15 protein-coding genes are annotated in these 22,867 nt (G+C 72.2%); 8 read left to right on the top strand and 7 right to left on the bottom strand.

Features of this window, described 5'->3' with window-relative positions; all coding sequences use genetic code 11:
* Positions 1 to 144: 144 nt before the first annotated feature.
* From ACFY6S_RS25180 to ACFY6S_RS25195, 4 genes are read left to right on the top strand one after another with little or no spacing between them, the layout of a single operon-like run.
* Entirely contained in the window at positions 145 to 1,623 is a 1,479-nt protein-coding gene (locus tag ACFY6S_RS25180; RefSeq protein WP_388814808.1) for an amino acid permease, read from the top strand.
* Complete coding sequence (locus tag ACFY6S_RS25185; RefSeq protein ID WP_388814806.1) at positions 1,620 to 3,056, top strand: FGGY family carbohydrate kinase; 1,437 nt, start codon at positions 1,620 to 1,622, stop codon at positions 3,054 to 3,056. The genes ACFY6S_RS25180 and ACFY6S_RS25185 overlap by 4 nt, the downstream gene beginning before the upstream one ends.
* Positions 3,049 to 4,599, top strand: a complete 1,551-nt coding sequence (locus ACFY6S_RS25190; protein ID WP_388814804.1) for an NAD(P)/FAD-dependent oxidoreductase — start codon at positions 3,049 to 3,051, stop codon at positions 4,597 to 4,599. Before ACFY6S_RS25185 ends, ACFY6S_RS25190 begins: the two co-directional genes overlap by 8 nt.
* A complete protein-coding gene (locus ACFY6S_RS25195; RefSeq protein WP_388814802.1) occupies positions 4,596 to 5,921 on the top strand; it encodes an NAD(P)/FAD-dependent oxidoreductase in 1,326 nt (441 codons plus the stop codon). Before ACFY6S_RS25190 ends, ACFY6S_RS25195 begins: the two co-directional genes overlap by 4 nt.
* A 259-nt stretch (positions 5,922 to 6,180) precedes the next feature.
* Here ACFY6S_RS25195 and ACFY6S_RS25200 read toward each other — a convergent pair whose 3' ends face one another.
* Positions 6,181 to 6,867, bottom strand: coding sequence for a DUF2848 domain-containing protein (locus ACFY6S_RS25200; RefSeq protein ID WP_388814800.1), 687 nt, complete (start codon positions 6,865 to 6,867; stop codon positions 6,181 to 6,183).
* 221 nt (positions 6,868 to 7,088) lie between these two features.
* Here ACFY6S_RS25200 and ACFY6S_RS25205 point away from each other — a divergent pair, with 221 nt between their 5' ends.
* Together ACFY6S_RS25205 and ACFY6S_RS25210 are read left to right on the top strand one after the other, a co-directional pair.
* Positions 7,089 to 8,453 (top strand): MFS transporter, encoded by a 1,365-nt coding sequence (locus ACFY6S_RS25205; RefSeq protein WP_388817830.1) that lies wholly within the window; start codon positions 7,089 to 7,091, stop codon positions 8,451 to 8,453.
* A 103-nt stretch (positions 8,454 to 8,556) separates the two neighbouring features.
* On the top strand, positions 8,557 to 9,357 hold the full coding sequence (locus ACFY6S_RS25210; RefSeq protein ID WP_388814798.1) for a carbon-nitrogen hydrolase family protein: 801 nt from the start codon (positions 8,557 to 8,559) through the stop codon (positions 9,355 to 9,357).
* A 45-nt stretch (positions 9,358 to 9,402) separates the two neighbouring features.
* Here the strand turns inward: ACFY6S_RS25210 and ACFY6S_RS25215 are convergent, their stop codons facing one another.
* Entirely contained in the window at positions 9,403 to 10,029 is a 627-nt protein-coding gene (locus tag ACFY6S_RS25215; RefSeq protein WP_388814796.1) for a GntR family transcriptional regulator, read from the bottom strand.
* 221 nt (positions 10,030 to 10,250) lie between these two features.
* Between ACFY6S_RS25215 and ACFY6S_RS25220 the strand changes: the two genes are divergently transcribed.
* Positions 10,251 to 12,575, top strand: a complete 2,325-nt coding sequence (locus ACFY6S_RS25220; RefSeq protein WP_388814795.1) for a HelD family protein — start codon at positions 10,251 to 10,253, stop codon at positions 12,573 to 12,575.
* 59 nt (positions 12,576 to 12,634) lie between these two features.
* Here the strand turns inward: ACFY6S_RS25220 and ACFY6S_RS25225 are convergent, their stop codons facing one another.
* Positions 12,635 to 13,534 carry an SDR family oxidoreductase gene (locus ACFY6S_RS25225; RefSeq protein WP_388814793.1) on the bottom strand — a complete coding sequence of 300 codons (900 nt, stop codon included), beginning with the start codon at positions 13,532 to 13,534 and terminating at the stop codon, positions 12,635 to 12,637.
* Positions 13,535 to 13,666: 132 nt separating this feature from the next.
* On the opposite strand from ACFY6S_RS25225, the gene ACFY6S_RS25230 reads away from it, so the two are divergent.
* A complete protein-coding gene (locus tag ACFY6S_RS25230; RefSeq protein ID WP_388814791.1) occupies positions 13,667 to 14,233 on the top strand; it encodes a TetR family transcriptional regulator in 567 nt (188 codons plus the stop codon).
* Between the two features lie 153 nt (positions 14,234 to 14,386).
* Here ACFY6S_RS25230 and glgB read toward each other — a convergent pair whose 3' ends face one another.
* The 4 genes from glgB to ACFY6S_RS25250 form a co-directional block, all read right to left on the bottom strand.
* Positions 14,387 to 16,915, bottom strand: coding sequence for a 1,4-alpha-glucan branching enzyme (gene glgB, locus ACFY6S_RS25235; protein ID WP_388814789.1), 2,529 nt, complete (start codon positions 16,913 to 16,915; stop codon positions 14,387 to 14,389).
* A gap of 183 nt (positions 16,916 to 17,098) precedes the next feature.
* Positions 17,099 to 18,646, bottom strand: a complete 1,548-nt coding sequence (locus ACFY6S_RS25240) for a phosphotransferase (RefSeq protein WP_388814787.1) — start codon at positions 18,644 to 18,646, stop codon at positions 17,099 to 17,101.
* A gap of 245 nt (positions 18,647 to 18,891) precedes the next feature.
* On the bottom strand, positions 18,892 to 20,616 hold the full coding sequence (treS, locus tag ACFY6S_RS25245; RefSeq protein ID WP_388814785.1) for a maltose alpha-D-glucosyltransferase: 1,725 nt from the start codon (positions 20,614 to 20,616) through the stop codon (positions 18,892 to 18,894).
* Positions 20,613 to 22,610, bottom strand: a complete 1,998-nt coding sequence (locus ACFY6S_RS25250; RefSeq protein ID WP_388817827.1) for a maltotransferase domain-containing protein — start codon at positions 22,608 to 22,610, stop codon at positions 20,613 to 20,615. Before ACFY6S_RS25250 ends, treS begins: the two co-directional genes overlap by 4 nt.
* Positions 22,611 to 22,867: the final 257 nt, after the last annotated feature.

Raw genomic sequence — 22,867 nt, forward strand, 5'->3', positions numbered from 1 at the left:
TGGCGCGCCAACGCCAACCGGCCATGATCGAAATCCCAACCTTTCACCGCATAGGAGTCGATCGTGACCCAGTCTTCCACGCCATCGGAAAATACGACGGTTTCGCCATCCGAGTCCGACATACCCGCTAGAAAGGGGTCGGGGGTGTCGGAAGCGCCCGACGCGGGCCCTGTCACCCCCGACGCCGGAGCCGCCACCTTCGCCACGGGCTACAAGCCCCAGTTCGCCCGGACGCTCAGCCGCTTCGAGTCCTTCGCGGTCGCGTTCTCGTTCATCTCCATCACCACCGGCCTGTTCACCACCTACGGCACCGTCCTCGGCTCGGCCGGCCCCGCCGGGATCTGGACCTGGCCGCTGGTCACCCTCGGCACGGTCCTCGTCGCCCTGGTGTACGGCATGCTCGCCAGCCGTATCCCGATCTCCGGCTACAGCTACCAGTGGGCCAGCCGGCTGGCCTCGCCCGTGCTCGGCTGGTGGTTCGGCTGGGTCTCGTTCGCCTTCCTCGCGATCGTCGTGGTCGCCGTCGACTACGGACTCACCCAGGTCGCGCTCTTCCCGCTGTTCGACATCACGTACACCGCGACCGGCGGCGCCATCGGCACCATCATCGTGCTGCTCCTCCAGATGGCGCTGATCATCTGGTCCACCCCCCTCACCACCAAGATCAACAACCTGGCGGTGGGCGCCGAGGTCATCGCGATGATCGGCCTGACCGTCCTGATCGCGGGCGCCGTGATCTTCTTCGGCAAGGGCGACTGGAGCAACCTCGGTTCCTACGGCACGATCTCGGCGGACGGGTACTACGGATTCCTCGGCCCGTTCATGCTCTCCGCGCTGCTCGGCGCCTTCACCCTCGTCGGCTGGGAGTCGGCGGCCAACCTCGCCGAGGAGACGCACAACCCCAAGAAGGTCGTCCCGCAGGCCATGGTCCGCGCGATCCTGCTCAGCGGCGGCATCGGGATGCTCTTCCTCATCGTGATCACGGCGGGCGCCGGCGACAACGTCGCGAAGCTCACCTCCGACTCGGCGCCGGTCGCCTCCATCATCGAGTCGACCGTCGGCAGCGCCGTCGCCACCGCCATGCTCGTCGTCGTGTGCATCGCCATCTTCGCCTGCGGTCTGGTCATCATGGTCAGCAACAGCCGCCTCGTGCACTCCATGGCCCGTGACGGCCGCGTGCCGTTCGCCGAGACCCTGAGCAAGGTCCCGCGCCCCACCGGCGGCCCGACCTTCGCCACCCTCACCGTCGCGCTGGCATCCATCGCGATCGTCACCGTCTTCGCGGGCAACGAGGACGCGCTGCCGCAGCTGCTGGGCGCGGGCACGCTGATGCCGGCCATCCTGTACGCGGGCACGGTCGCCCTCTTCATCGCCACCCGCCGCAAGTACACCCCCGCGGCCGACGACTTCCAGCTCGGCAAGTGGGAGAAGCCGGTGGTCGTCGGCGCGGTGCTGTGGCTCGTCACGGAGCTGTGCATCTTCATGATCCCCTCGGACTTCCGGGGCGCCCAGCAGTACGCGCTCGCCACCCTGGTCGTCGGCGGTCTGCTCTTCGCGGTCGTCTGGTTCACCCGCAAGGAGCAGCTCCTGACCCAGCCCAGCCTGGAAGCCGAGGAGCTGTGACCGTCCTCGCCATCGACCAGGGCACCTCGGGGACCAAAGCCCTGGTCGTCGACCCGGAGGACGGGGTGGTCGCGGTCGCCGAGGTGCCCGTCACCCCCGTCTACCTGCCGGGCGGCGGGGTCGAACAGGACCCCGAACAGCTGCTGGCCTCCGTCCTGGAGGCCGGCCGGCTGGCCCTCGCCCGGGCCGGCGGCAGGGCCGTCCGGGCCGTGGCGCTCGCCAACCAGGGCGAGACGGTCCTCGCCTGGGACCGCCGCACCGGCCGGCCGCTCTCGCCGGCGATCGTCTGGCAGGACCGCAGGTCGGAGCCGCTCTGTACGGCCCTCGCCGACGACAAGGCGTGGGTCGCCGAGCGTACGGGGCTGGTCCTCGACCCGTACTTCTCGGCGCCCAAGATGGCCTGGCTGCGGGCGAACGTCACCCGCGACGGCGTGGTCACCACCACCGACACCTGGCTCGTGCGGCAGCTGACCGGAGCCTTCGTCACCGACGCGTCCACCGCCAGCCGCTCCCTGCTGCTGGCCATCGACACCGTCGAGTGGGACCCGGAGCTGACGGCGCTGTTCGGCCTCGAAGGCGAGGAGCTGCCCCGGATCGTCGGCAGCGACGAGATCGTCGGCACCACCACGGCCTTCGGCGGGGTGCTGCCCGTCGCCGGACTGGTGGTGGACCAGCAGGCGGCCCTGCTCGCTGAGGGCTGCCTCACCCCGGGCGCCGCCAAGTGCACCTACGGCACGGGGGCCTTCCTGCTCGCCAACACCGGTGACCGGGCGCTGCGTTCGACCTCGGGGCTCACCTCGTCGGTGGCGTGGCGGGCGCGCGGCGCGACCCCGTACTGCGTGGACGGCCAGGTGTACACGGCCGCCTCCGCGGTGCGCTGGCTCCAGGACCTCGGCTTCGTGGACACCGCCGCCGATCTGGACCGTACGGCCGCGAGCGACCCGCAGGGCGTGCTCTTCGTCCCGGCCCTGGCCGGGCTCGCGGCGCCCTGGTGGCGCCCGGACGCCACAGCGGCGCTCACCGGCATGACGCTCTCCACCCGCCGCGAACACCTGGTGCTGGCGGTGCTCCAGGGCATCGCCGCGCAGGTCGCCGAACTCGCCGCCCTGGTCGCGGCCGACTTCGGCGCCCCGCTCACCCGGCTGCGCGCGGACGGCGGTCTCACCCGCAGCCGGGTGCTGATGCAGGCGCAGGCCGACCTGGCGCAGCTGCCGGTGGACGTCTACCCCTCGCAGCACGCCACCGCGCTGGGCGCCGCCGCCCTGGGCCGGCTCGCGATCGAGCCGGAACTCACCCTGGAACAGGCGGTACCGGCGTGGACGCCCGGCACCACCTTCGAACCGCTCTGGTCCGAGGACCGGGCTCAGGACCACCGGGCCCGCTGGCGGGCGGCGGTGGACGCCACACTCCCGCAGGAGGAGCCGCATGACTGACCATCCCCCGCCCACCGGCCCCGTCGCCCGGGAGGAGGTGGACGAGCAGGTGAACGAGCAGGCGCGGAGCGCCTACGAGCAGGTGTACGACGTGGCCGTGGTCGGCGCCGGGGTCGTGGGCGCGGCCATCGCCAGGGACCTGTCGGGACACGACCTGTCCGTGGTTCTCCTCGACGCCCGCGAGGACGTCGGGGACGGCACCAGCAAGGCCAACACCGCCATCCTGCACACCGGATTCGACGCCAAGCCCGGCACTCTCGAATCCCGGCTGGTCCGGCGGGGTTACGCCCTGCTCTCCTGCTACGCCGAGGACACCGGCATCCCGGTCGAGCGCACCGGCGCGCTCCTCGTCGCCTGGACCCGGGAGGAGCTGGACGCCCTCCCGGGGCTGCGCGACAAGGCGGTGGCCAACGGGTACGAGCACTGCGAGCCCGTCACCGCCGACGAGGTCTACCGGCAGGTCCCGGCCCTCGGCCCCGGCGCCCTCGGCGGCCTCACCGTCCCCGACGAGTCGATCATCTGCACCTGGACCACCACCCTCGCCCTGGCCACCGACGCCGCGGCGCGGGGGACCACGCTGCTGCTGGGCCACCGGGTGGAAGGCGTCGAGCGGGTGGCAGGGGCCGGGCCCGTGGACGGTGCCGGTGCCGGGGCCGGGCGGGGCGACGGGGTCACCACCCTGCGCACCCCGCGCGGCCCGGTCACCGCCCGCTGGGTCGTCAACGCGGCCGGTCTGGGCGCCGATGTGCTGGACGGCCTCTTCGGCCACGAGCGCTTCACCGTCACCCCGCGCCGGGGCGAGCTGCTCGTCTACGACAAGCTGGCCAGGCCGCTGGCCGACCGGATCGTCCTGCCGGTGCCCAGCTCGCGCGGCAAGGGCGTGCTGATCAGCCCCACCATCTACGGCAACGTGATGCTCGGCCCCACCGCCGAGGACCTCACCGACCGCACGGACACGGGGACTTCGGAGTCCGGCTTCGCCTTCCTCCTCGACAAGGGCGCGCGGTTGATGCCGCGGCTGCTGGAGGAGGAGGTGACCGCCTCGTACGCGGGGCTGCGCGCCGCCGTCGACCACGGCGACTATCTGATCGAGCCCTCGCCCGAGCAGGGCTATCTGCTGGTCGGCGGCATCCGGTCCACCGGGCTCACCGCCTCGCTCGCGATCGCCGAGCACGTCCGGGGCGTACTCGCCGAGGCCGGACTCAGGCCGGCCCCACGCCCCGACCTGCCCGCGCCGCCGCGCATGCCCAACCTGGGCGAGGCGTTCGTCCGGCCGTACCAGGACGCGGCGCTGATCGCCGAGGACAGCGCCTACGGACGCGTCGTCTGCTTCTGCGAGCGGGTGACCGAGGGCGAGATCCGCGACGCGTACCTCTCACCGCTGCCGCCCGCCGGACTCGACGGGCTGCGCCGCCGCACCCGCGCGATGAACGGCCGCTGCCAGGGCTTCTACTGCGGAGCCCGGGTCGACGCCCTGGTCGAGACCAAGGGCGGCACCTGTCGGGCGACCAAGGGCGGCACCTGTCAGGAGGCAGCCGAATGAGCACGCCGTACACCCCCGGGCCCGCCGACTACGCGGCGCTCGCAGCGGAGCTGGCCGTGACGGCGGCCGAGGCGTCCGCCCCCGACCTGCTGGCGCCCGATGTCGTGATCGTCGGCGCCGGCCCCGCCGGGCTCACCGCCGCCGCCGAACTCGCGCCGCGGCTGCGTCCCGGCCGGGTCCTGGTCCTCGACCGGGAACCCGCCGCGGGCGGCATCCCGCGCCACAGCGACCACACCGGTTACGGAATCCGCGACCTCAAGCGGGTGGTCACCGGCCCCGCCTACGCCCGTACGCTCGTGGACAAGGCGCTCGCCGCGGGCGCCGACATCCGTACCGAGGCCACCGTCACCGGCTGGTCCGGCGACCGTTCGCTCGATGTCACCACCCCGGACGGGCTGCTGCGCGTCGACGCCCGCGCGGTGATCCTCGCCACCGGGGCCAGGGAGCGCCCGCGCTCCGCCCGGCTCATCCCCGGCGACCGGCCCGCCGGGGTGTACACGACGGGGCAGCTCCAGAACCTCGTCCACCTCCACCACCGCGAGGTCGGCCGGCGGGCCGTCGTCGTCGGCGCGGAGCTGGTCAGCTGGTCGGCCGTGCTCACCCTGCGCGAGGCGGGGTGCCGGACGGTGCTCATGACCACCGAGTACGAGACCCCCGACGCGTACGCGGCCTTCCGGCTGCCGGGCCGCGCCCTGCTCGACGGGCCGGTGGCGACCGGCACCCGGATCACCCGGATCATCGGCCGCGGCAGGCTGCGGGCCGTGGAGGTCGAGGAGATCGCCACCGGACGGCGCCGCACCGTCGAGTGCGACACGCTGATCCTCACCGGCGACTGGATCCCGGACCACGAACTGGTGCGCGCGGCCGGGCTCGACCTCGACCCGGGCACGAAGGGGCCGCTGGTCGACACCGCGCTGCGGACCAGCCGCCCGGGCGTCTTCGCCGCCGGGAACCTGCTGCACGCGGTGGACACGGCCGATATCGCCGCGCTGGACGGCCGGCACGCCGCCCGTCAGGTACAGCTGTGGCTGGACGGGCACACGGCCCACGAGACCGCCGTACCGATCGTCGCCGACGCCCCGTTCCGCTGGGTGGCCCCCGGCCTGCTGCGGGCGGGCGACCCCGCGCCGCCGCGCGGCCGGCTGCTGCTCTGGACGGACCGGCTGGTGCGCGCGCCCAGGGTGACGGTGCGGCAGGGGGCCCGGACGCTCAACCGCAGGACGGTGCCGTGGCCGGCGGCTCCCGGCCGGGTGTTCCGGGTGCCGTGGAACGTGCTGCGCGACGTCGATCCGAAGGGCGGGCCGGTCCGTATCGGCCTGTGAGGACGGATCGCGCGACAGGGGGAGAGGGGCCGGCGGCTGGTGCCGCCGGCCCCTCTTTCCGTTTCCCGCCAGGAATGCGCGCCCAGGGTGACGGTGCGGCAGGGAACAACCGACAGGGAAACAAATCGGGAAGCGACAGTCGGGAACGCGGTGACGCCGTACCGGGAACGGCCGACCACGTCGCCCCGGCGGTACGGGATCGGCGGTGGGCGCCGTCGCGGGGCGGACGGTACGGGCCGCGCCCGGCCGCAGGCCCGGATCAGCCGATCGGCACGGGCATCCGCACCACGTCGTAGGCGAGGCCGATCGTGTCCCCGGTGGCCGGGTCGGCCAGCTCCACCCGCCACCGGTCGGCGAACTGGTCGACGCCCTCCGCCATCGGGATCGTGCCCGAGATCAGCACCGTCCCCGGCACCAGGTCACCGCGCTCCCGCAGCACCTCGGCCCAGTAGGCCGGGGTGAGCAGCTCCGCCAGGGTGCCGTCCTGGATGACGCTCTCCTCGCCGTCGTGGGTCACCCAGGCCCGCAGCGTCAGCTCGTCCAGCCGCTCCTGCACATCGGCCAGCGGCCAGGCGCGCCGGGCCAGCACGTCCGGGCTCGCGTTCTTGCTCCACGCCACCCCGTGCACCTCCAGCTCGCGGTCGGTGTGGTCGCAGGCGGCCGTCAGCAGCAGCTCGCCCCCGCCGTCCACCACCAGCGCCCATTCGGCCTCGCCCGACGTACGCCCGTGCTGCACGCTGACCCGGTCCGTGTGCTGGGCGAGGTAGGGCGACACCGGGTAGAGCGCGGGCGTCACGGACGGCGCGGGCACCCCCAGCTCGGCCAACTCGGCGACGTGCGCGGCCACATCGTCCTGGCTGCGCCCGGCGTAGCCGGCGTTGAGCACCTGGACGACATCGACGGACCTGGTGGAGCCGTCGGGAAGTTCGAAGGTCAGGAGCGCCATGGGTTTCTCCACATCGGTCGCGGTATCGGGGAGGGCCGAACCGACCGGCAAGGGGGCGGAGTCGCCCACCCCCTCCCTGTGACGGTCGGTTTAACTTTGCGCGAAAGACTTGCGCATACGACCTGTATACAAGAAGTATGCCGGAAGGTCGACAGTGCGCCTCCCGAAGGACGGACATCGTGAAGAACAGCACAGGCACAGATGTGGGTACGGATGCGGGCATGAACGAGAACCCGGACGGGGGCAAGCGGGCGCCCGGGGCGTCCGCTGTCCGCCGCGCCTTCTTCGCCAGCCTGACCGGGACGGCCCTGGAGTGGTACGACTTCGCCATCTACTCCGTGGCCGCCGCACTGGTCTTCGGCGATGTCTTCTTCCCCTCCGAGGACCCCGCCACCGGCACGCTGCTGGCCTTCTCCACATACGCCGTCGGTTATGTGTCCCGGCCGCTGGGCGGATTCGTCTTCGGCCGGCTCGGCGACAAGATCGGCCGCAAGAAGGTCCTCATCGCGACACTCGTGCTGATCGGGGTCGCCACCCTCCTGATCGGTGTGCTGCCCTCGTACGCCACGATCGGCGTGGCGGCGCCCGTCGCCCTGGTGATCCTCCGCTTCGCGCAGGGCGTCGGGGTCGGCGGCGAGTGGGGCGGGGCCGTACTGCTCTCCAGCGAGTTCGGCGATCCGCGCAGGCGCGGCTTCTACGCCTCGGCCGCCCAGATCGGCCCGCCGGCCGGCAACCTCATGGCCAACGGCGTACTGGCCCTCCTCGGCGCTCTCCTGACGGAAAGTCAGTTCATCTCCTGGGGCTGGCGCGTGGCGTTCCTGCTCTCCGGGGTGCTGGTCTTCTTCGGCCTGTGGATCCGCGCGAAGCTGGAGGAGACCCCCGTCTTCCAGACGATGGAGGCCGAGAAGACCCGGCCCGAGGCGCCGCTGCGCGAGGTCTTCACCACGCACCCCCGCGCGCTGGTGGCCGCGATCCTCAGCCGGATCGCTCCCGACGTGCTGTACGCGCTGTTCACCGTCTTCGTACTGACCTACGCGACGGGCGAACTCGGCATGTCACGCGGCTCGGCCCTGGCCGCCGTACTCATCGGCTCCTCGCTCCAGATCTTCCTCATCCCGCTCGCCGGGGCGCTCTCCGACCGGATCAACCGGCGCCTGCTGTACGGGGTTTCGGCCGTCGCGGCGGGCGTGTGGCCGTTCCTGTTCTTCCCCATGACGAGCGGCGGGAGCTGGCCGCTGCTCGCGGTCGGGGTGGTGGTCGCGCTGGCCATCCACTCGCTGATGTACGGGCCGCAGGCGGCCTTCATCGCCGAGCAGTTCTCCCCGAGGCTGCGCTACACCGGCTCGTCCCTCGCGTACACCCTGGCCGGTGTGGTGGGCGGCGCCATCGCGCCCCTGCTGTTCACCGCGCTGCTGGACTCCTACGACTCGTGGATCCCGCTGGCCCTGTACGTCGCGGTCACCGCAGTGCTGACGGTCACCGGCCTGTGTCTGGGCCGGGACGGCCGCGAGGACGACGACGTGACCGGGACCGGGGGCGCCGCGGGCCGGCCCTCCGTCCCCTCGTCGACCGCCACCACCGCCTGACCCGGACCCGCTACCCGCGACCCGTCACCCGCACCCGTCACGCCCCCCGGCCGCACCCGCAGGCGCGGTCATGGGCGGCGTGGGACAAGGAACCGACCAGCCCATGCGTATCGCCCTGAGCCAGATCACCACCGGCCCCGACCCCGAGCACAACCTCACCCTCCTGCGGGAAAAGGCCCGCCGCGCGGCGGACGGGGACGCCCGCGTCGTCGTCTTCCCCGAAGCGGCGATGGCCTGCTTCGGCACCCCCCTGGCCCCCCTGGCACAGCCCCTCGACGGACCCTGGGCGACCGGCGTCCGGCGGATCGCCGAGGAGACCGGACTGGTCGTGGTGGCCGGCATGTTCACCCCGGCCCCGGCCGGAAAGGTGGCCAACACCCTGCTCGCCACCGGCCCCGGGGTGGAAGCGGCCTACGACAAGATCCACCTCTTCGACGCCTTCGGCTATGCCGAGTCGGACTCCGTGGAGCCGGGCTCGCAGATCGTCACCATCGAGGTCGACGGTGCCCGCATCGGCCTCGCCACCTGCTACGACGTGCGGTTCCCCGAACTCTTCCGGGCCCACGCCGACGCGGGCGCCCGGCTCTCCCTGCTGCTCGCCTCCTGGGGCGCCGGCCCCGGCAAGCGGGAGCAGTGGGAGCTGCTGACCCGCGCCAGGGCACTCGACGCGACGCTCTGGCTCGCCGCCGTGGGCCAGGCCGATCCCGCGGCCTCCGGTATCCCCGTCACGTCGAACGCGCCGACCGGGATCGGCCGCAGCGCGGTCGTCGGACCGGACGGAACGGTACGGCAGAGCCTGGCGGACGGACCGGGGATGCTCCTCGCCGACCTGGACCTGGACGAGGTCGACTCGGTCCGCCGCACGATCCCGGTCCTGGCCAACCGCCGGCTGCCGTCGGCCTGAACCCGAGGGACCCGACCCGGAGGACCCGACCCGGGAAGGCAGGGGCTAACCGGCGAGCAGCACCTTGAGCGTCGTCTCCAGATGGGTGTCGATCGCGGTGCGGGCGGCCTGCCGGTCGTCGGCCGCGATGGCCGCCACGATCGCCTGATGCTCGGTCAGTACGGACTGCTGGCGGCCGTGCTGGTTGTACAGCGCGACCACCCCGGCCCGGATCTGCCGGCTGCGCAGGCCGTCGTAGTGGCGGCTGAGGAGGGTGTTGCCCGCGGCGGCGACCATCGTCGCGTGGAACAGATGATCCACCGCGATGAACTCCTTGGCGTGCTCGGGCCCGCTCAAGGCGCGCTGGCGGTCGAGCAGTTCGGTCAGCTCGGCGAGGGGGGCCCGGCCGCCGGGGATGATCTGCTCCGCCGCGTATCGCTCCACGATCCCGCGCAGCTCCATCAGCTCGGTGATCTCACGCCCCGACAGCGGGACGATCTGCGCGCCGCGCCGGGGCACCAGCCGCACCAGATCCTCGGCGGCGAGCAGCAGCAGAGCCTCGCGGATGGGGGTGCGGGAGAGCCCGAGGCGGTCCGCCAGCTCCTGCTCGGAGAGGAATTCGTCCTGACGGTCCGGGTCGGTGAGGACGTTCTCCTTCAGGTACGCGTACGCCTTCTCCCGGCCCGACGTCACCACGGCCCCCCTGAGTCGACCCGCCCCTGGCTTCCGGGGCTTGCATACAGCGAGTATACCGAAGCGCCCCGGCACCGCTCCGCCGTCGCGCGCGCACAAAAAACCCCGGAACCGAATTGACGGCCGGGGTGCGCTGCTGGCTATATTGTTTGTTTCCATGAAATGAATCAGGTCAAAAGGATTCACTTCTCTGTGCAACAGCGTATCGAACAGGGGCTGAATTGTCAACCGAGGAATTGCGGAACGAGCAGCAATTCGTCTCCCTTCTCCATGAGCGGCTCGATGTTCTCAGGGAGCGGGCGGAGGCCGCCGTCGAGTCCGCGACGGGCCAGGTCACCACGGTGCGCCAGGCCAGGGTCGAGCGCGACATCAGCGTCGCGGAACAGTCCGGCCTGGTGGCGCGGCTGAACGCGGTGGAATCCGGCCTCTGTTTCGGCCGGCTCGATTTCGCGGCCGACGGTACGGAGGCGGACGACGGTACGGGCAGGGGCGCGGTCCGGCATATCGGCCGCATCGGCATGCGCCGGGACGACCGCGAACGCACCCCGCTGCTGATCGACTGGCGGGCCCCGGTGGCGCGCCCCTTCTATCTGGCCACCGGCCACACTCCGATGGGGCTGCGCAGACGGCGCCACATCACGACCCGGGGGCGCGAGGTCACCGCGCTGCACGACGAGATCATGGATCTCGACGACACCACCCGCACCGGTCACGAGAACCGGGACGCCGACGCCGTGCTGCTGTCCGCGCTCAACTCCGCGCGCACGGGCCGGATGAGCGACATCGTGCAGACCATCCAGGCCGAGCAGGACCGCGTCATCCGGGCCCCGTACCAGGGAGTCCTGGTGGTCGAGGGCGGGCCCGGCACCGGCAAGACCGCCGTCGCGCTGCACCGGGCCGCGTATCTGCTCTACGCCCACCGCGAGCAGCTCGCCCGCCGGGCGGTGCTGATCGTCGGGCCCAACCCGGCCTTCCTGGGCTACATCGGCGAGGTGCTGCCCTCGCTCGGCGAGAGCGGGGTGCTGCTGGCGACGGTCGGGGAGCTGTTCCCCGGAGTGGTCGCCACCGGTACGGACACCCCCGGGGCGGCCGAGGTCAAGGGGCGGGCCGACATGGCGCGGGTGCTGGCCGAGGAGGTGCGCGGCCGGCAGACCCTGCCCGACCCCGTACTGGAGATCCGGCACGAGGACCACGGCACGCTGACGCTCGACCGGGACACGGCGGACGAGGCCCGCCGGCGCGCCCGGGACACCGGCCTGCCGCACAATGAGGCCCGGCCGGTCTTCGCCTTCCGGATCATCGACGCGCTGACCGAACAGCTCACGGAGCGGATCGGCGCCGACCCTCTGGGCGGCCCCAACCTCCTCGACCCCTCCGACATCGCCGAGCTGGGCAAGTCCATCGCCACCAGCGGCGATGTGCAGGCCGCCATCGACTCGCTCTGGCCCACGCTCACCCCGCGGCAGCTCGTCGGTGACTTCCTGGCCGACCCCGGCCGGCTCGCCCCCGCCGACGCCGCCGCCGTGCGCCGGGCCGGTCCGCGCACCGGCGCGGACGGTACGGACGACTGGACGCCCGCCGATGTGCCGCTGCTGGACGAGGCGGCCGAACTCCTCGGCGAGGACGACTCGGCGGCCCGCGCGGTGGCGGCACGCGAGCGCCAGGAGCGGATCGACTACGCGCGGGGGGTGCTGGAGCTGTCGTACGGCTCCCGTACCCAGGAGTTCGAGGACAAGGACGACGACGAGTCCGAGGTGCTCGCCGCCCACGACATCATCGACGCCGACCGCTTCGCCGACCGGCATGAGGAGGCCGACACCCGCACCGCGGCCGAGCGGGCCGCCGCCGACCGCACCTGGGCCTTCGGTCATATCGTGGTGGACGAGGCGCAGGAACTGTCCGCCATGGCCTGGCGGTTGCTGATGCGCCGCTCCCCGAACCGCTCCATGACGCTGGTCGGTGACCCCGCCCAGACCGGTGACGCGGCGGGTTGCGACTCCTGGAGCCAGATCCTGGAGCCGTACGTGCAGGACCGCTGGGAGCTGACCAGGCTCGGTGTCAACTACCGTACGCCCGCCGAGATCATGGAGGTCGCGGCCGAGGTGCGGCGTACGGCGGACCCGCTCTTCGAGCCCCCCGCCTCGGTGCGGTCGACGGGCGAGGGGCCCGTCGTACGGTCGGCTCTGACCGCCGAACTCGCGCGCAGGGCTGGGGAGATGGCGACCTCACTGGCCTCGGACCAACCGGGGGAGGGGCGGCTCGCGATCATCGCGCCCACCCCGCTGCTGCCCGCCCTCGCCGCCGAACTCCCCGACGCTGCGGGCGGGGACACCCCCGACCTCACCCGTCCGGTGGTCCTGCTCGACGCCCGGCGGGCGAAGGGGCTGGAGTTCGACACGGTCGTGGTCGTCGATCCCGAGGCCATCATGGACGGCTCGCCGCGCGGCACCAACGACCTGTACGTGGCCCTGACCCGGGCGACCCAGAGGCTCGCGGTGGTACGGGACGCGGAGGTCCCGTCCCGGCTCAAGTCGCTGGCGCCGTAGGCCGGGTCGCGCGCCGTCGCCGAACGCGCGGTCCGCCGCGCGTTCGGCGGACCGGCTTGTCACGACCCGTCGAAGTAATGCCCCGCGTCGAGGTCGGCGATGAGGCCGGGGTGCGTCGGCCGCCAGCCGAGCAGCTCGCGGGTCAGCGTGTTCGAGGCCGGGCTGTCGAGTGCGAGGAAGTCGGCCATCCAGGTGAAGTGCCCGGCCGCGTCCTCGGGAGCGACCGGGACCACCGGCAGGCCGAGGTGGCGGCCGATCGCCTCGGCGATCGCGCGCAGCGGTACGCCCTCCTCCGCGACCCCGTGCAGCACCGACCCCGCCGGGGCCTTCTCCACGGCCAGCCGGAAGAGTGTGGCGGCGTCGAGGCGGTGCACCGCCGTCCAGCGGTTGGCGCCGTCGCCGATGTACCCGGAGACGCCCTTGTCGCGGGCGATGGAGACCAGGCTCGCGAGGAAACCCTTGTCCCCGTCGCCGTGGACCGTCGGCGACAGGCGGACGACGGACGAGCGCACGCCGTCGGCGGCGAGGCCGAGCGCCGCCTCGGCGTTGGCGGCCCGGGGCGAGCCCGCAGCGGCGGTGTCCTTCTCGGTCGCCACATGTCCCGGACTGAGCCCGAGCGTCCCGGAGGCGATGACGAGCGGCCGGTCGGAGCCGGCGAGCACCTCGCCGAAGGCGTCGATGGCGCGGCGGTCCGCGTCGGAGGCGCCCTGGAAGTCCCCGGTGAACGCGATGTCGTGCTTGAAGGCGAGGTGGATCACACCGTCCGAGGCGGCGGCGGCCTCCCGCAGGGCGTCCAGATCGTCGAGCGAGCCGCGGTGCACTTCGGCCCCGGCGGCGGCGAGGGCGTCCGCCGAGGCGTCCGAGCGGGCGAGCCCGACGACCTGATGGCCCGCGCCGATCAGTTCGGGAACGACGGCGGAGCCGATCCAGCCGGATGCTCCGGTGACGAAAACACGCATGAGGGACCTCCCGGTGAGCCGACCGTCCGCGTCGTCGCGCGAGGGGAGCGCCGCGCGGCACAGTCGATGTCAGTTGCTGTCATCGACCGTAGCACTCCATGTCAGCGACTGCCGTCACGTAGGATCGGGCATATGAGCAGATGGGAGCCCAACGCGCGCGGGCGGCTGGCGCAGGCGGCCATGGAGCTGTACGGCGAGCGGGGTTTCGAGCGGACGGCGGTCGCCGAGATCGCCCGGCGGGCGGGGCTCACGGAGCGGACGTTCTTCCGGCACTTCGCCGACAAGCGCGAAGTGCTGTTCGGGGGTTCCGACACGCTTCAGGACGTCTTCGTGGCCGGTGTCGCGGACGCCCCCGGCGCTGCCTCGCCGATGGACGCGATAGCCGAAGCCCTGGAGGCCGTCACCGTCCTCTTCGAGGGGCGCCGCGACTTCGCCCGGCAGCGGCACGCCATCATCGTGGCCACCGCTGAGCTGCGGGAGCGCGAGCTGATCAAGCTCGCGTCACTGGCCGCGGGAACGGCCGGCGCCCTGCGCGCCCGCGGAGTGCCGGACCCGGCCGCGAGCCTGGCCGCCGAGGCGGGCATCGCCGTCTTCAAGGTCGCGTTCGAGCGCTGGATCGCCGACGGCGAGGAGCGCGGTCTCCCGCGCCTCATGCGCGAGTCGCTCACCGAACTGAAAGCCGTCACGGCCGGCGCCTGAGCGCCGACCGAACACCGCTGCCCGTATCCGGACTCCCGCTCGTTCCGGCCGCCGCCCGGCCCGCGGCCTCGCGTGCGCGAGGCCCCGCCGGAGCGGATCCGGCAGGGCCTCGACCGGCGCTGACCGCGCCTGAACTGATGGTACGTCAGTGCGTCAGGCGGGCCGCAGCCAGACCGTCGCCAACGGCGGCAGGGTCAGCCGCAGGGAGACCGGGCGGCCGTGCGCGCCGACCGGTTCCGTCTTCAGCGGCTCCGCGTTGCGCACGTCCCCGCCGCCGTAGCGCGCCGCGTCGGTGTTGAGCACCTCGGTCCACTCCGCGCACTCCTCCGGCACCCCGAGCCGGTACCCCTCGCGGACCACCGGCGAGAAGTGCGAGACCGCCAGCAGGGGCGCGCCCGCCGCGTCGAAGCGCAGGAACGCGAAGACGTTGTCCTCGCCCGCGTCCCCGTCCACCCACGCGAACCCCTCGGGCACGGTGTCGCGCTGCCAGAGCGCGGGCGTCGCGCCGTAGACCCTGTTGAGGTCGCGGACCAGGTCCCGTACCCCTCGGTGGTCGGGCTCCGCCTCGTAGGACGGGTCGAGCAGCCACCAGTCCGGGCCGTGGCTCTCGGACCACTCGGCGCCCTGGGCGAACTCCTGCCCCATGAAGAGGAGTTGCTTGCCGGGATGGGCCCACATGAAGCCGAGATAGGCCCGCTCGTTCGCACGCTGCTGCCACCAGTCGCCGGGCATCTTGGAGACCAGCGCCCGCTTGCCGTGCACGACCTCGTCGTGCGAGATCGGCAGGACGTAGTTCTCGCTGTACGCGTACACCATGGAGAAGGTCATCTCGCCGTGGTGGTACTTGCGGTGCACCGGCTCCTTGGCGACGTACTCCAGCGAGTCGTGCATCCACCCCATGTTCCACTTCAGCCCGAAGCCCAGACCGCCGAAGCCGTCGGGCCCGACATGGTGGGTGGCGCGGGTGACGCCGCTCCAGGCGGTGGACTCCTCGGCGACGGTCACCACGCCCGGGCAGCGCCGGTAGACGGTCGCGTTCATCTCCTGGAGGAAGGCCACCGCGTCCAGATTCTCCCGGCCGCCGTGCTCGTTGGGCGACCACTGGCCCTCCTCGCGCGAGTAGTCGAGGTAGAGCATCGAGGCGACCGCGTCGACCCGCAGCCCGTCGATGTGGAACTCCTGGCACCAGTACACCGCGTTGGCGACCAGGAAGTTGCGCACCTCCGTGCGCCCGTAGTCGAACTCCAGCGTGCCCCAGTCGGGATGCTCCGCCCGCCGCGGGTCGGCGTGCTCGTAGAGCGGACGGCCGTCGAAGCGGGCCAGCGCCCACTCGTCCTTCGGGAAGTGCGCCGGCACCCAGTCCACCAGCACCCCGATACCGGCCCGGTGCAGCGCGTCCACCAGATACCGGAAGTCGTCCGGGGTGCCCATGCGGGAGGTCGGCGCGTAGAAGCCGGTGACCTGGTAACCCCAGGAGCCGCCGAAGGGATGCTCGGCGACCGGCATCAGCTCGACATGGGTGAAGCCGAGATCCTTGACGTAAGCGGGCAGTTGCGCGGCGAGTTGACGGTACGTCAGGCCCGGTCGCCAGGAGCCGAGATGGACCTCGTACACGGAGAAGGGCGCCTCGTGCACCGGCCGGTCGGCGCGGTGCGCGAGCCACTCTCCGTCGCGCCACACATGGTGCGACTCGGTGACGATCGACGCGGTCGCGGGCGGCACCTCGGTACGCCGGGCCATCGGGTCGGCGCGCAGTGTGTGGGTGCCGTCGGGCCTGGTGATGTCGAACTTGTAGAGCGCGCCGTCACCGATCCCCGGGACGAACAGCTCCCACACCCCGGTGGAGCCGAGCGAGCGCATCGGCAGGCTCGTACCGTCCCAGTAGTTGAAGTCCCCCGCGATCCGCACGCCCCGGGCGTTGGGGGCCCAGACGGTGAAGCGGGTGCCGGTGATGCCCTGATGGACCATGGGCAGCGCGCCGAGGGCCTTCCACAGCTCCTCGTGCCGGCCCTCCCCGATCAGATGCAGATCGAGTTCGCCGAGGGCGGGCAGAAAGCGGTACGGGTCCCGTACCTCCAGCTCGTCCGGGTTCTCGGCGGTGTCGCCGTACCGGACCAGCAGGGTGTACTCGGGTACGGCGTCCAGCGGCAGCACCCCGGAGAAGAAGCCGTCCCCGTCGTCGGCCAGCCCCGTCCGCTTCCCCCCGCTGACCACGGTGACGGCGCGGGCGTACGGGCGCAGCACCCGCACGAGCACCCCGCCCGCGACCGGGTGCGCCCCCAGCACCCCGTGCGGGTCGTGGTGCGCGCCGCTGAGCAGCCGCTCGCGGTCACCGTCGGCCAGCGGCGGCACGGCGGGAGTCCCATCCGCGGACGGCGCGGGCCCGCCGCCGGTCGCGGCCCCCTCGCGCGGCCGGGGCGCCGTGGGCGCGGCGGGCGCGTCGGTCCCTGCGGGGGAGGCAGGGGGGACGGGTCCGGCGGGGGGAGGGGTGGCGGCGGCCGGTGCCTGCCCCCGTTCGGCCGTACCGGGCGCGGGTTTCTTTCCCTTGGGGCTCCTGGCCCCCTTTCTGCCCGTGGGCTTCTCCACGGCCGCGGCGGGTGCCGGGACCTGGCGGGCGGCGACGGGCGTCACGGGCGGGGACGGCGAACCGGACGGACGGTCGGACGGCGTGCGGGCGGTCACGGGGGTGCCTCCTCGGCGCGGGGCTTGGCTGGACGGTCGGTCGGTACGGGTGGGGCAGCAGGGGGCGGGAGCGGGGAAGAGACGTGCACGGGGTACGCCGGACGGGGGAGCGCGACCGCTTCGGGCGCCGGGCCGGTCGGCGGGAGGAAGGGCGGCGCGGCGGCCGGGACCGGGGCGGCCGGGTCAGGCGCCGCCGGCCAGCCGGCGGATCGCCGCCATCGGCACCGGGAGCCAGTCGGGGCGGTGTCTGGCCTCGTACAGCACCTCGTAGACCGCCTTGTCCGTCTCGTACGCGCGCAGCAGCTCCGGCTCCGCGCGCGGGTCGGTGCCCGAGGCCGTCGCGTACCCGTCGCAGTACGCGTCCCGGCAGCGCGCCGACCAGTCGGGGCGCCACGGTTCGTGCGAGCGGGCCACGTAGTCGAAGGACCTGAGCATGCCCGCGACATCGCGGACCGGTGGCTGCGGGCGGCGGCGCTCGGCGAGCGGCCTCGCCGGCTCGCCCTCGAAGTCGATCACCGACCAGCGGCCGTCCGGGGTGCGCAGGGTCTGGCCCAGATGCAGATCCCCGTGGACCCGCTGCGCGGGCCGCCCGCGCCCCGCCTCGTCGAGCCCGGCGAGCGCGTCGAAGGCGGTGCGCAGCCCGGGGGCGTACGGCAGCAGCGCGGGCACCGCCCGGGCCGCCGCCTCCAGGCGCTCGGCCATGGCCGTCGCCAACTGCGCGGTCTGGCGCCGGCCGAGGGTCACCGTGGGCAGCGCCGCGGCCAGCGCGGTGTGCACCTCGGCGGTGGCCCGGCCCAGCGCGTGGGCCTCGACGGTGAACTCCCGGCCCCGCGCCAGCGAGGCCAGCGCCAGCTGCCACCCGTCCCGCGAACCGCGCAGATACGGCTGGAGCACCCCGAGCGTGAGGGTGTCGCCGCCGCCGGCGGGGTCGGCCGCCTCGAACCAGGCGACCGGCGCCGGCACCCGCTCGCACCCCTCGGCCGCCAGCGCGAGCGGCAGCTCCAGATCCGGGTGCGGCCCCGGGAAGACCCGGCGCAGGATCTTGAGGATGTAGGCGTCCCCGGCGGTCCCGCCCCCGGCGGTCCCGCCCCCGGCGGCCCCGTCTCCGGCGGCCCCGTCTCCGTATACGAGGGAGCTGTTCGACTGTTCGGCGTCCAGCAGCCGGCCCGCGAGTCCGGCCGGGATCGCGTCCGCCCGGTCGAAGCGCAGCGGTCCCGGACCACCGGGTGAGCGCAGCCGCTCCAGCAGCAGTTCGGCAAGGAGCGGGTCGTGCAGGCCCTCGTAGACGGTGAGGCCGGTCAGCGGCCCCTGGGTGGCGTGGCCGATCAGCGCGGACGCCAGGTGCGGCGGCAGCGCCTTCCGTACGCCGAGCAGCAGTTGGTAGCAGTCACCGGCCGTCGCGGGGGGCGAGGAGGCGGTGGAGGGCGGGATCGACGGCGCGGGGCCGGAGCCACCGCGCTGTTCGACCCGTACGAGCAGATGCAGCAACCCCGGACCACCCCCGGCCATCGGCAGCAGCTCCGTGACCGCGACCGGCAGGAATCCGGTGACCGGGCGGCCCTTGCCCGCGAACCAGCGCTGACGTGGCAGCCAGTCGTGGAGCAGCGGCGCGAGCGAGCCGATCAGTGCCCTGGCGTCGGCGGGCGACAGAGCGGGCGACACGGCGGGCAGGTCGGCGGGCGAAGCATCGAGAAGGCGCGGGGTGATCCGGGTGGATGCAGCCTTCGACATGGCAGCGCGTCCTTTCCCCGGGCACACCACAGGATGCGCAGAGTGTCCCGGATTGCGGCGATGGCTGTCCGGCTGTGCGGGACGTGTCGGGTGAGGATGATCCGTACGGATCTTTGTCGTACGAATCTGATACGAGTTTGATCGAATCGATCGAACTAGGTATGGAATCGAACGGGATGTGGAGAAGGGTGCCCCGTGCGGTGCGGAAGAAACCGCCGCGCACGGGGCCGCCGATCAGCGTCGCGTCACACGGGCGCGCTGTCCTTCCTGAGCCGGAACCAGTAGAAGCCGTGCCCCGCCAGCGTCAGCAGATAGGGCCACTCCCCGATGGCGGGGAACCGCACCCCGCCGATCAGCTCCACCGGGTGACGCCCGTTGAAGGTCTTCAGATCCAGCTCGGTCGGCTGCGCGAACCGGGAGAAATTGTGCACGCACAGCACCAGGTCGTCGCCGTCCCCCTGCTCCGAGGGGGCCTCGCGCAGAAACGCGAGCACCGCCGGGTTGGAGGAGGGCAGCTCGGTGTACGAGCCGAGTCCGAAGGCCGGGTTCTGCTTGCGGATCTCGATCATCCGCCGGGTCCAGTGCAGCAGTGAGGACGGCGACGCCATCGACGCCTCCACATTGGTGACCTGGTAGCCATAGACCGGGTCCATGATCGTCGGCAGATAGAGCCGGCCGGGATCGCTGGAGGAGAAGCCCGCGTTGCGGTCGGGCGTCCACTGCATCGGGGTGCGCACCGCGTCCCGGTCGCCCAGCCAGATGTTGTCGCCCATCCCGATCTCGTCCCCGTAGTAGAGGATCGGGGAGCCGGGCAGCGACAGCAGCAGCGCGGTGAACAGCTCGATCTGGTTGCGGTCGTTGTCCAGCAGCGGTGCGAGCCGGCGCCGGATGCCGATGTTGGCGCGCATCCGGGGGTCCTTCGCGTACTCCGCGTACATGTAGTCGCGCTCTTCGTCCGTGACCATTTCGAGGGTCAGCTCGTCATGGTTGCGCAGGAAGATCCCCCACTGGCAGCCGGTCGGGATCGCCGGGGTCTTCGCCAGGATCTCCGAGACCGGATAGCGGGACTCGCGCCGTACGGCCATGAAGATGCGCGGCATCACCGGGAAGTGGAACGCCATGTGGCATTCGTCGCCCCCCTTCTGGAAGTCGCCGAAGTAGTCGACGACGTCCTCCGGCCACTGGTTGGCCTCGGCGAGCAGCACCGTGTCGGGGTAGTGCGCGTCGATCTCCTGGCGTACCCGCTTGAGGAAGGAGTGCGTGGCCGGAAGGTTCTCGCAGTTGGTGTTCTCGCGCTGGTAGAGGTACGGCACGGCGTCCAGCCGGAAGCCGTCGATGCCCAGGTCCAGCCAGAAGCGCAGCGCGGAGATGATCTCCTCCTGCACCTTCGGGTTCTCGTAGTTGAGATCCGGCTGGTGGGTGAAGAAGCGGTGCCAGTAGTACTGCTTGCGCACCGGGTCGAAGGTCCAGTTGGACGTCTCCGTGTCGACGAAGATGATCCGGGCGTCCTGGTACTGCTTGTCGTCGTCGGCCCAGACGTAGTAGTCGCCGTACGGGCCCTCGGGGTCCTTGCGGGACTCCTGGAACCAGTCGTGCTGATCGCTCGTGTGGTTCATGACGAAGTCGATGACCACCCGCATGCCGCGCTGGTGGGCGGCGTCCACGAACTCCACGAAGTCGGCGAGGTCACCGAATTCGGGGAGCACGGCGGTGTAGTCGGACACGTCGTAGCCGCCGTCGCGCAGCGGCGACTTGAAGAAGGGCGGCAGCCAGAGGCAGTCGACGCCGAGCCACTGGAGATAGTCCAGCTTGGCGGTGATTCCCTTGAGGTCGCCGATGCCGTCGCCGTTGCTGTCCTGGAACGAACGCACCAGGACCTCGTAGAAGACGGCTCGTTTGAACCAGTCGGGATGCCGGTCCTTGACCGGGGTGTCCTCGAACGTGTCGTGGACGGGCTCGTTGACGATCATGATGTGGGTGACCCTCCGATCGGCGGGGACGGTCGCAGCACCACGATGTGCGCGGGCGTGGCGCCCGGCTCTAGGCGCACATAGTTGGAGCTGCCCCAGTGATAGGTCTGGCCGGTCAGCTCGTCGCGTACCGGAACGGTCTCGTGCCACGAGAGGCCGAGCCGCTCCATGTCCAACGAGACCGTCGCCTCCTGGGTGTGGTGGGGGTCGAGGTTGACGACCACCAGAACGATGTCCGTGCCCGACCTCTTGCTGTACGCGATGACCGCGTCGTTGTCGGCGTGGTGGAAGAGGATGTCACGCAGCTGCTGGAGGGCGGGATGCCGCCGTCGGATCCGGTTCAGCCGGGTGATCAGGGGAGCGAGGGTGCGGCCCTCGCGCTCGGCCGCTTCCCAGTCCCGGGGCCTCAGCTGGTACTTCTCGGAGTCAAGGTACTCCTCGCTGCCGGGCCTGACGGGGGTGTTCTCGCAGAGTTCATATCCCGCGTACACACCCCACGACGGCGCCATCGTCGCCGCCAGCACCGCCCGCACCTCGAACGCCGGACGGCCGCCCTCCTGGAGGTAGGCGTGCAGGATGTCCGGCGTGTTCACGAAGAAGTTCGGCCGCATGGACGCGGCGGACTCGCCCGACAGCTCCGTCAGGTACTCCGTCAGCTCCCGCTTGGTGTTCCGCCAGGTGAAATACGTATACGACTGCTGGAAGCCGACCGCGCCGAGCGTGCGCATCATCGCGGGCCGGGTGAACGCCTCGGCCAGGAAGATCACGTCGGGATCGGTGCGGTTGATGTTCGCGATGACCTTCTCCCAGAAGACCACCGGCTTCGTGTGCGGATTGTCCACGCGGAAGATCCGTACCCCGTGGGACATCCAGTGGCGCAGCACCCGGGTGGTCTCCCGGACCAGCCCGCGCAGATCGCTGTCGAAGGCGATCGGGTAGATGTCCTGGTACTTCTTCGGCGGGTTCTCCGCGTAGGCGATCGAGCCGTCCGCGCGGTGGTGGAACCACTCGGGGTGCTTGGTGACCCAGGGATGGTCCGGGGAGCACTGGAGCGCGAAGTCGAGCGCCACCTCCATCCGCAGGTCGCGGGCCGTCTCCACGAAGTGGTCGAAGTCCTCGATGGTGCCCAGCTCCGGGTGGATCGCGTCGTGGCCGCCGTCGGCCGAGCCGATCGCCCAGGGCACGCCGACATCGTCGGGGCCGGGGGTCAGGCTGTTGTTCGCGCCCTTGCGGTGCGTGGTGCCGATGGGGTGGACCGGCGGCAGGTACACGACGTCGAAGCCCATCGCCGCGACGGCGGGCAGCCGCTTCGCCGCGGTTCTGAAGGTGCCGCTGACCGGCGGCTCGCCCTTCTTGACGACGGCGCCCTCCGAGCGCGGGAACAGCTCGTACCACGACCCGTACAGCGCGCGTCTGCGCTCCACCAGCAGCGGGACCGGGCGCGAGGCGGTGACCAGGTCGCGCAGCGGATGGCCGGCGAGCGCCGCGTCCACCTCGGGGGCGAGCGCCGCGTCCAGCCGGGCGCGGGCGGGCAGCGAGGTGTCGCGCAGGGCGTCGGCGGCGGCCAGCACCGCTTCCCTGCCGTCGCGCTTGGGCACCCCGGCGGCGGCCCGGTCGTAGAGCTGCGCGCCCTCCGCGAGGACCAGCGCGATGTCCCTCGGGTCGTCGTCCGCCGGGATCTTGACGGAGGCGGCGTGGCGCCAGGTGGCGACCGGATCGCTCCACGCCTCGACGGTGTAGGTCCAGCGGCCTTCCTCGGTGGGGGTCACCTCGGCGCCCCAGCGGTCGGTGCCGGGGGCGAGTTCTGCCATGGGGGTCCAGGGGCCCGGCCGGCCACCGGGGTCCAAGAGGACGACATTGGCCGCGACGGCGTCGTGGCCCTCGCGGAAGACAACGGCGGTGACCTGGAAGGACTCACCGGCCACCGCCTTCGTGGGGCGTCTGCCGCAATCGACGAGCGGTTGTACGTCCAGGACGGGGATACGACCAATCAGCGGTTTCACTGGATCACCTGATGAGGCTGTGCGGGCGTGACAGGCAGGGCAGGCCGGCCGTTCCGGCCGGAGTGACCGGAACGATCGGATGAAGCGGTTAGGTTTCGGATGCTTTTACCGAATTGTGACGGTTCGAACGTTCTTTGTAGCTGCTCTGAGGACGACTGGGAGGCTGCGAGCATGGCCGCTCCTGTCCGCGTTCACTCGAATAGCGCTGGAATCATGTGGAGACGCGCTCGTGTGCGGTAAGTACGTGC

It is taken from the genome of Streptomyces sp. NPDC012835 (assembly GCF_042900885.1).
GTDB lineage: Bacteria > Actinomycetota > Actinomycetes > Streptomycetales > Streptomycetaceae > Streptomyces.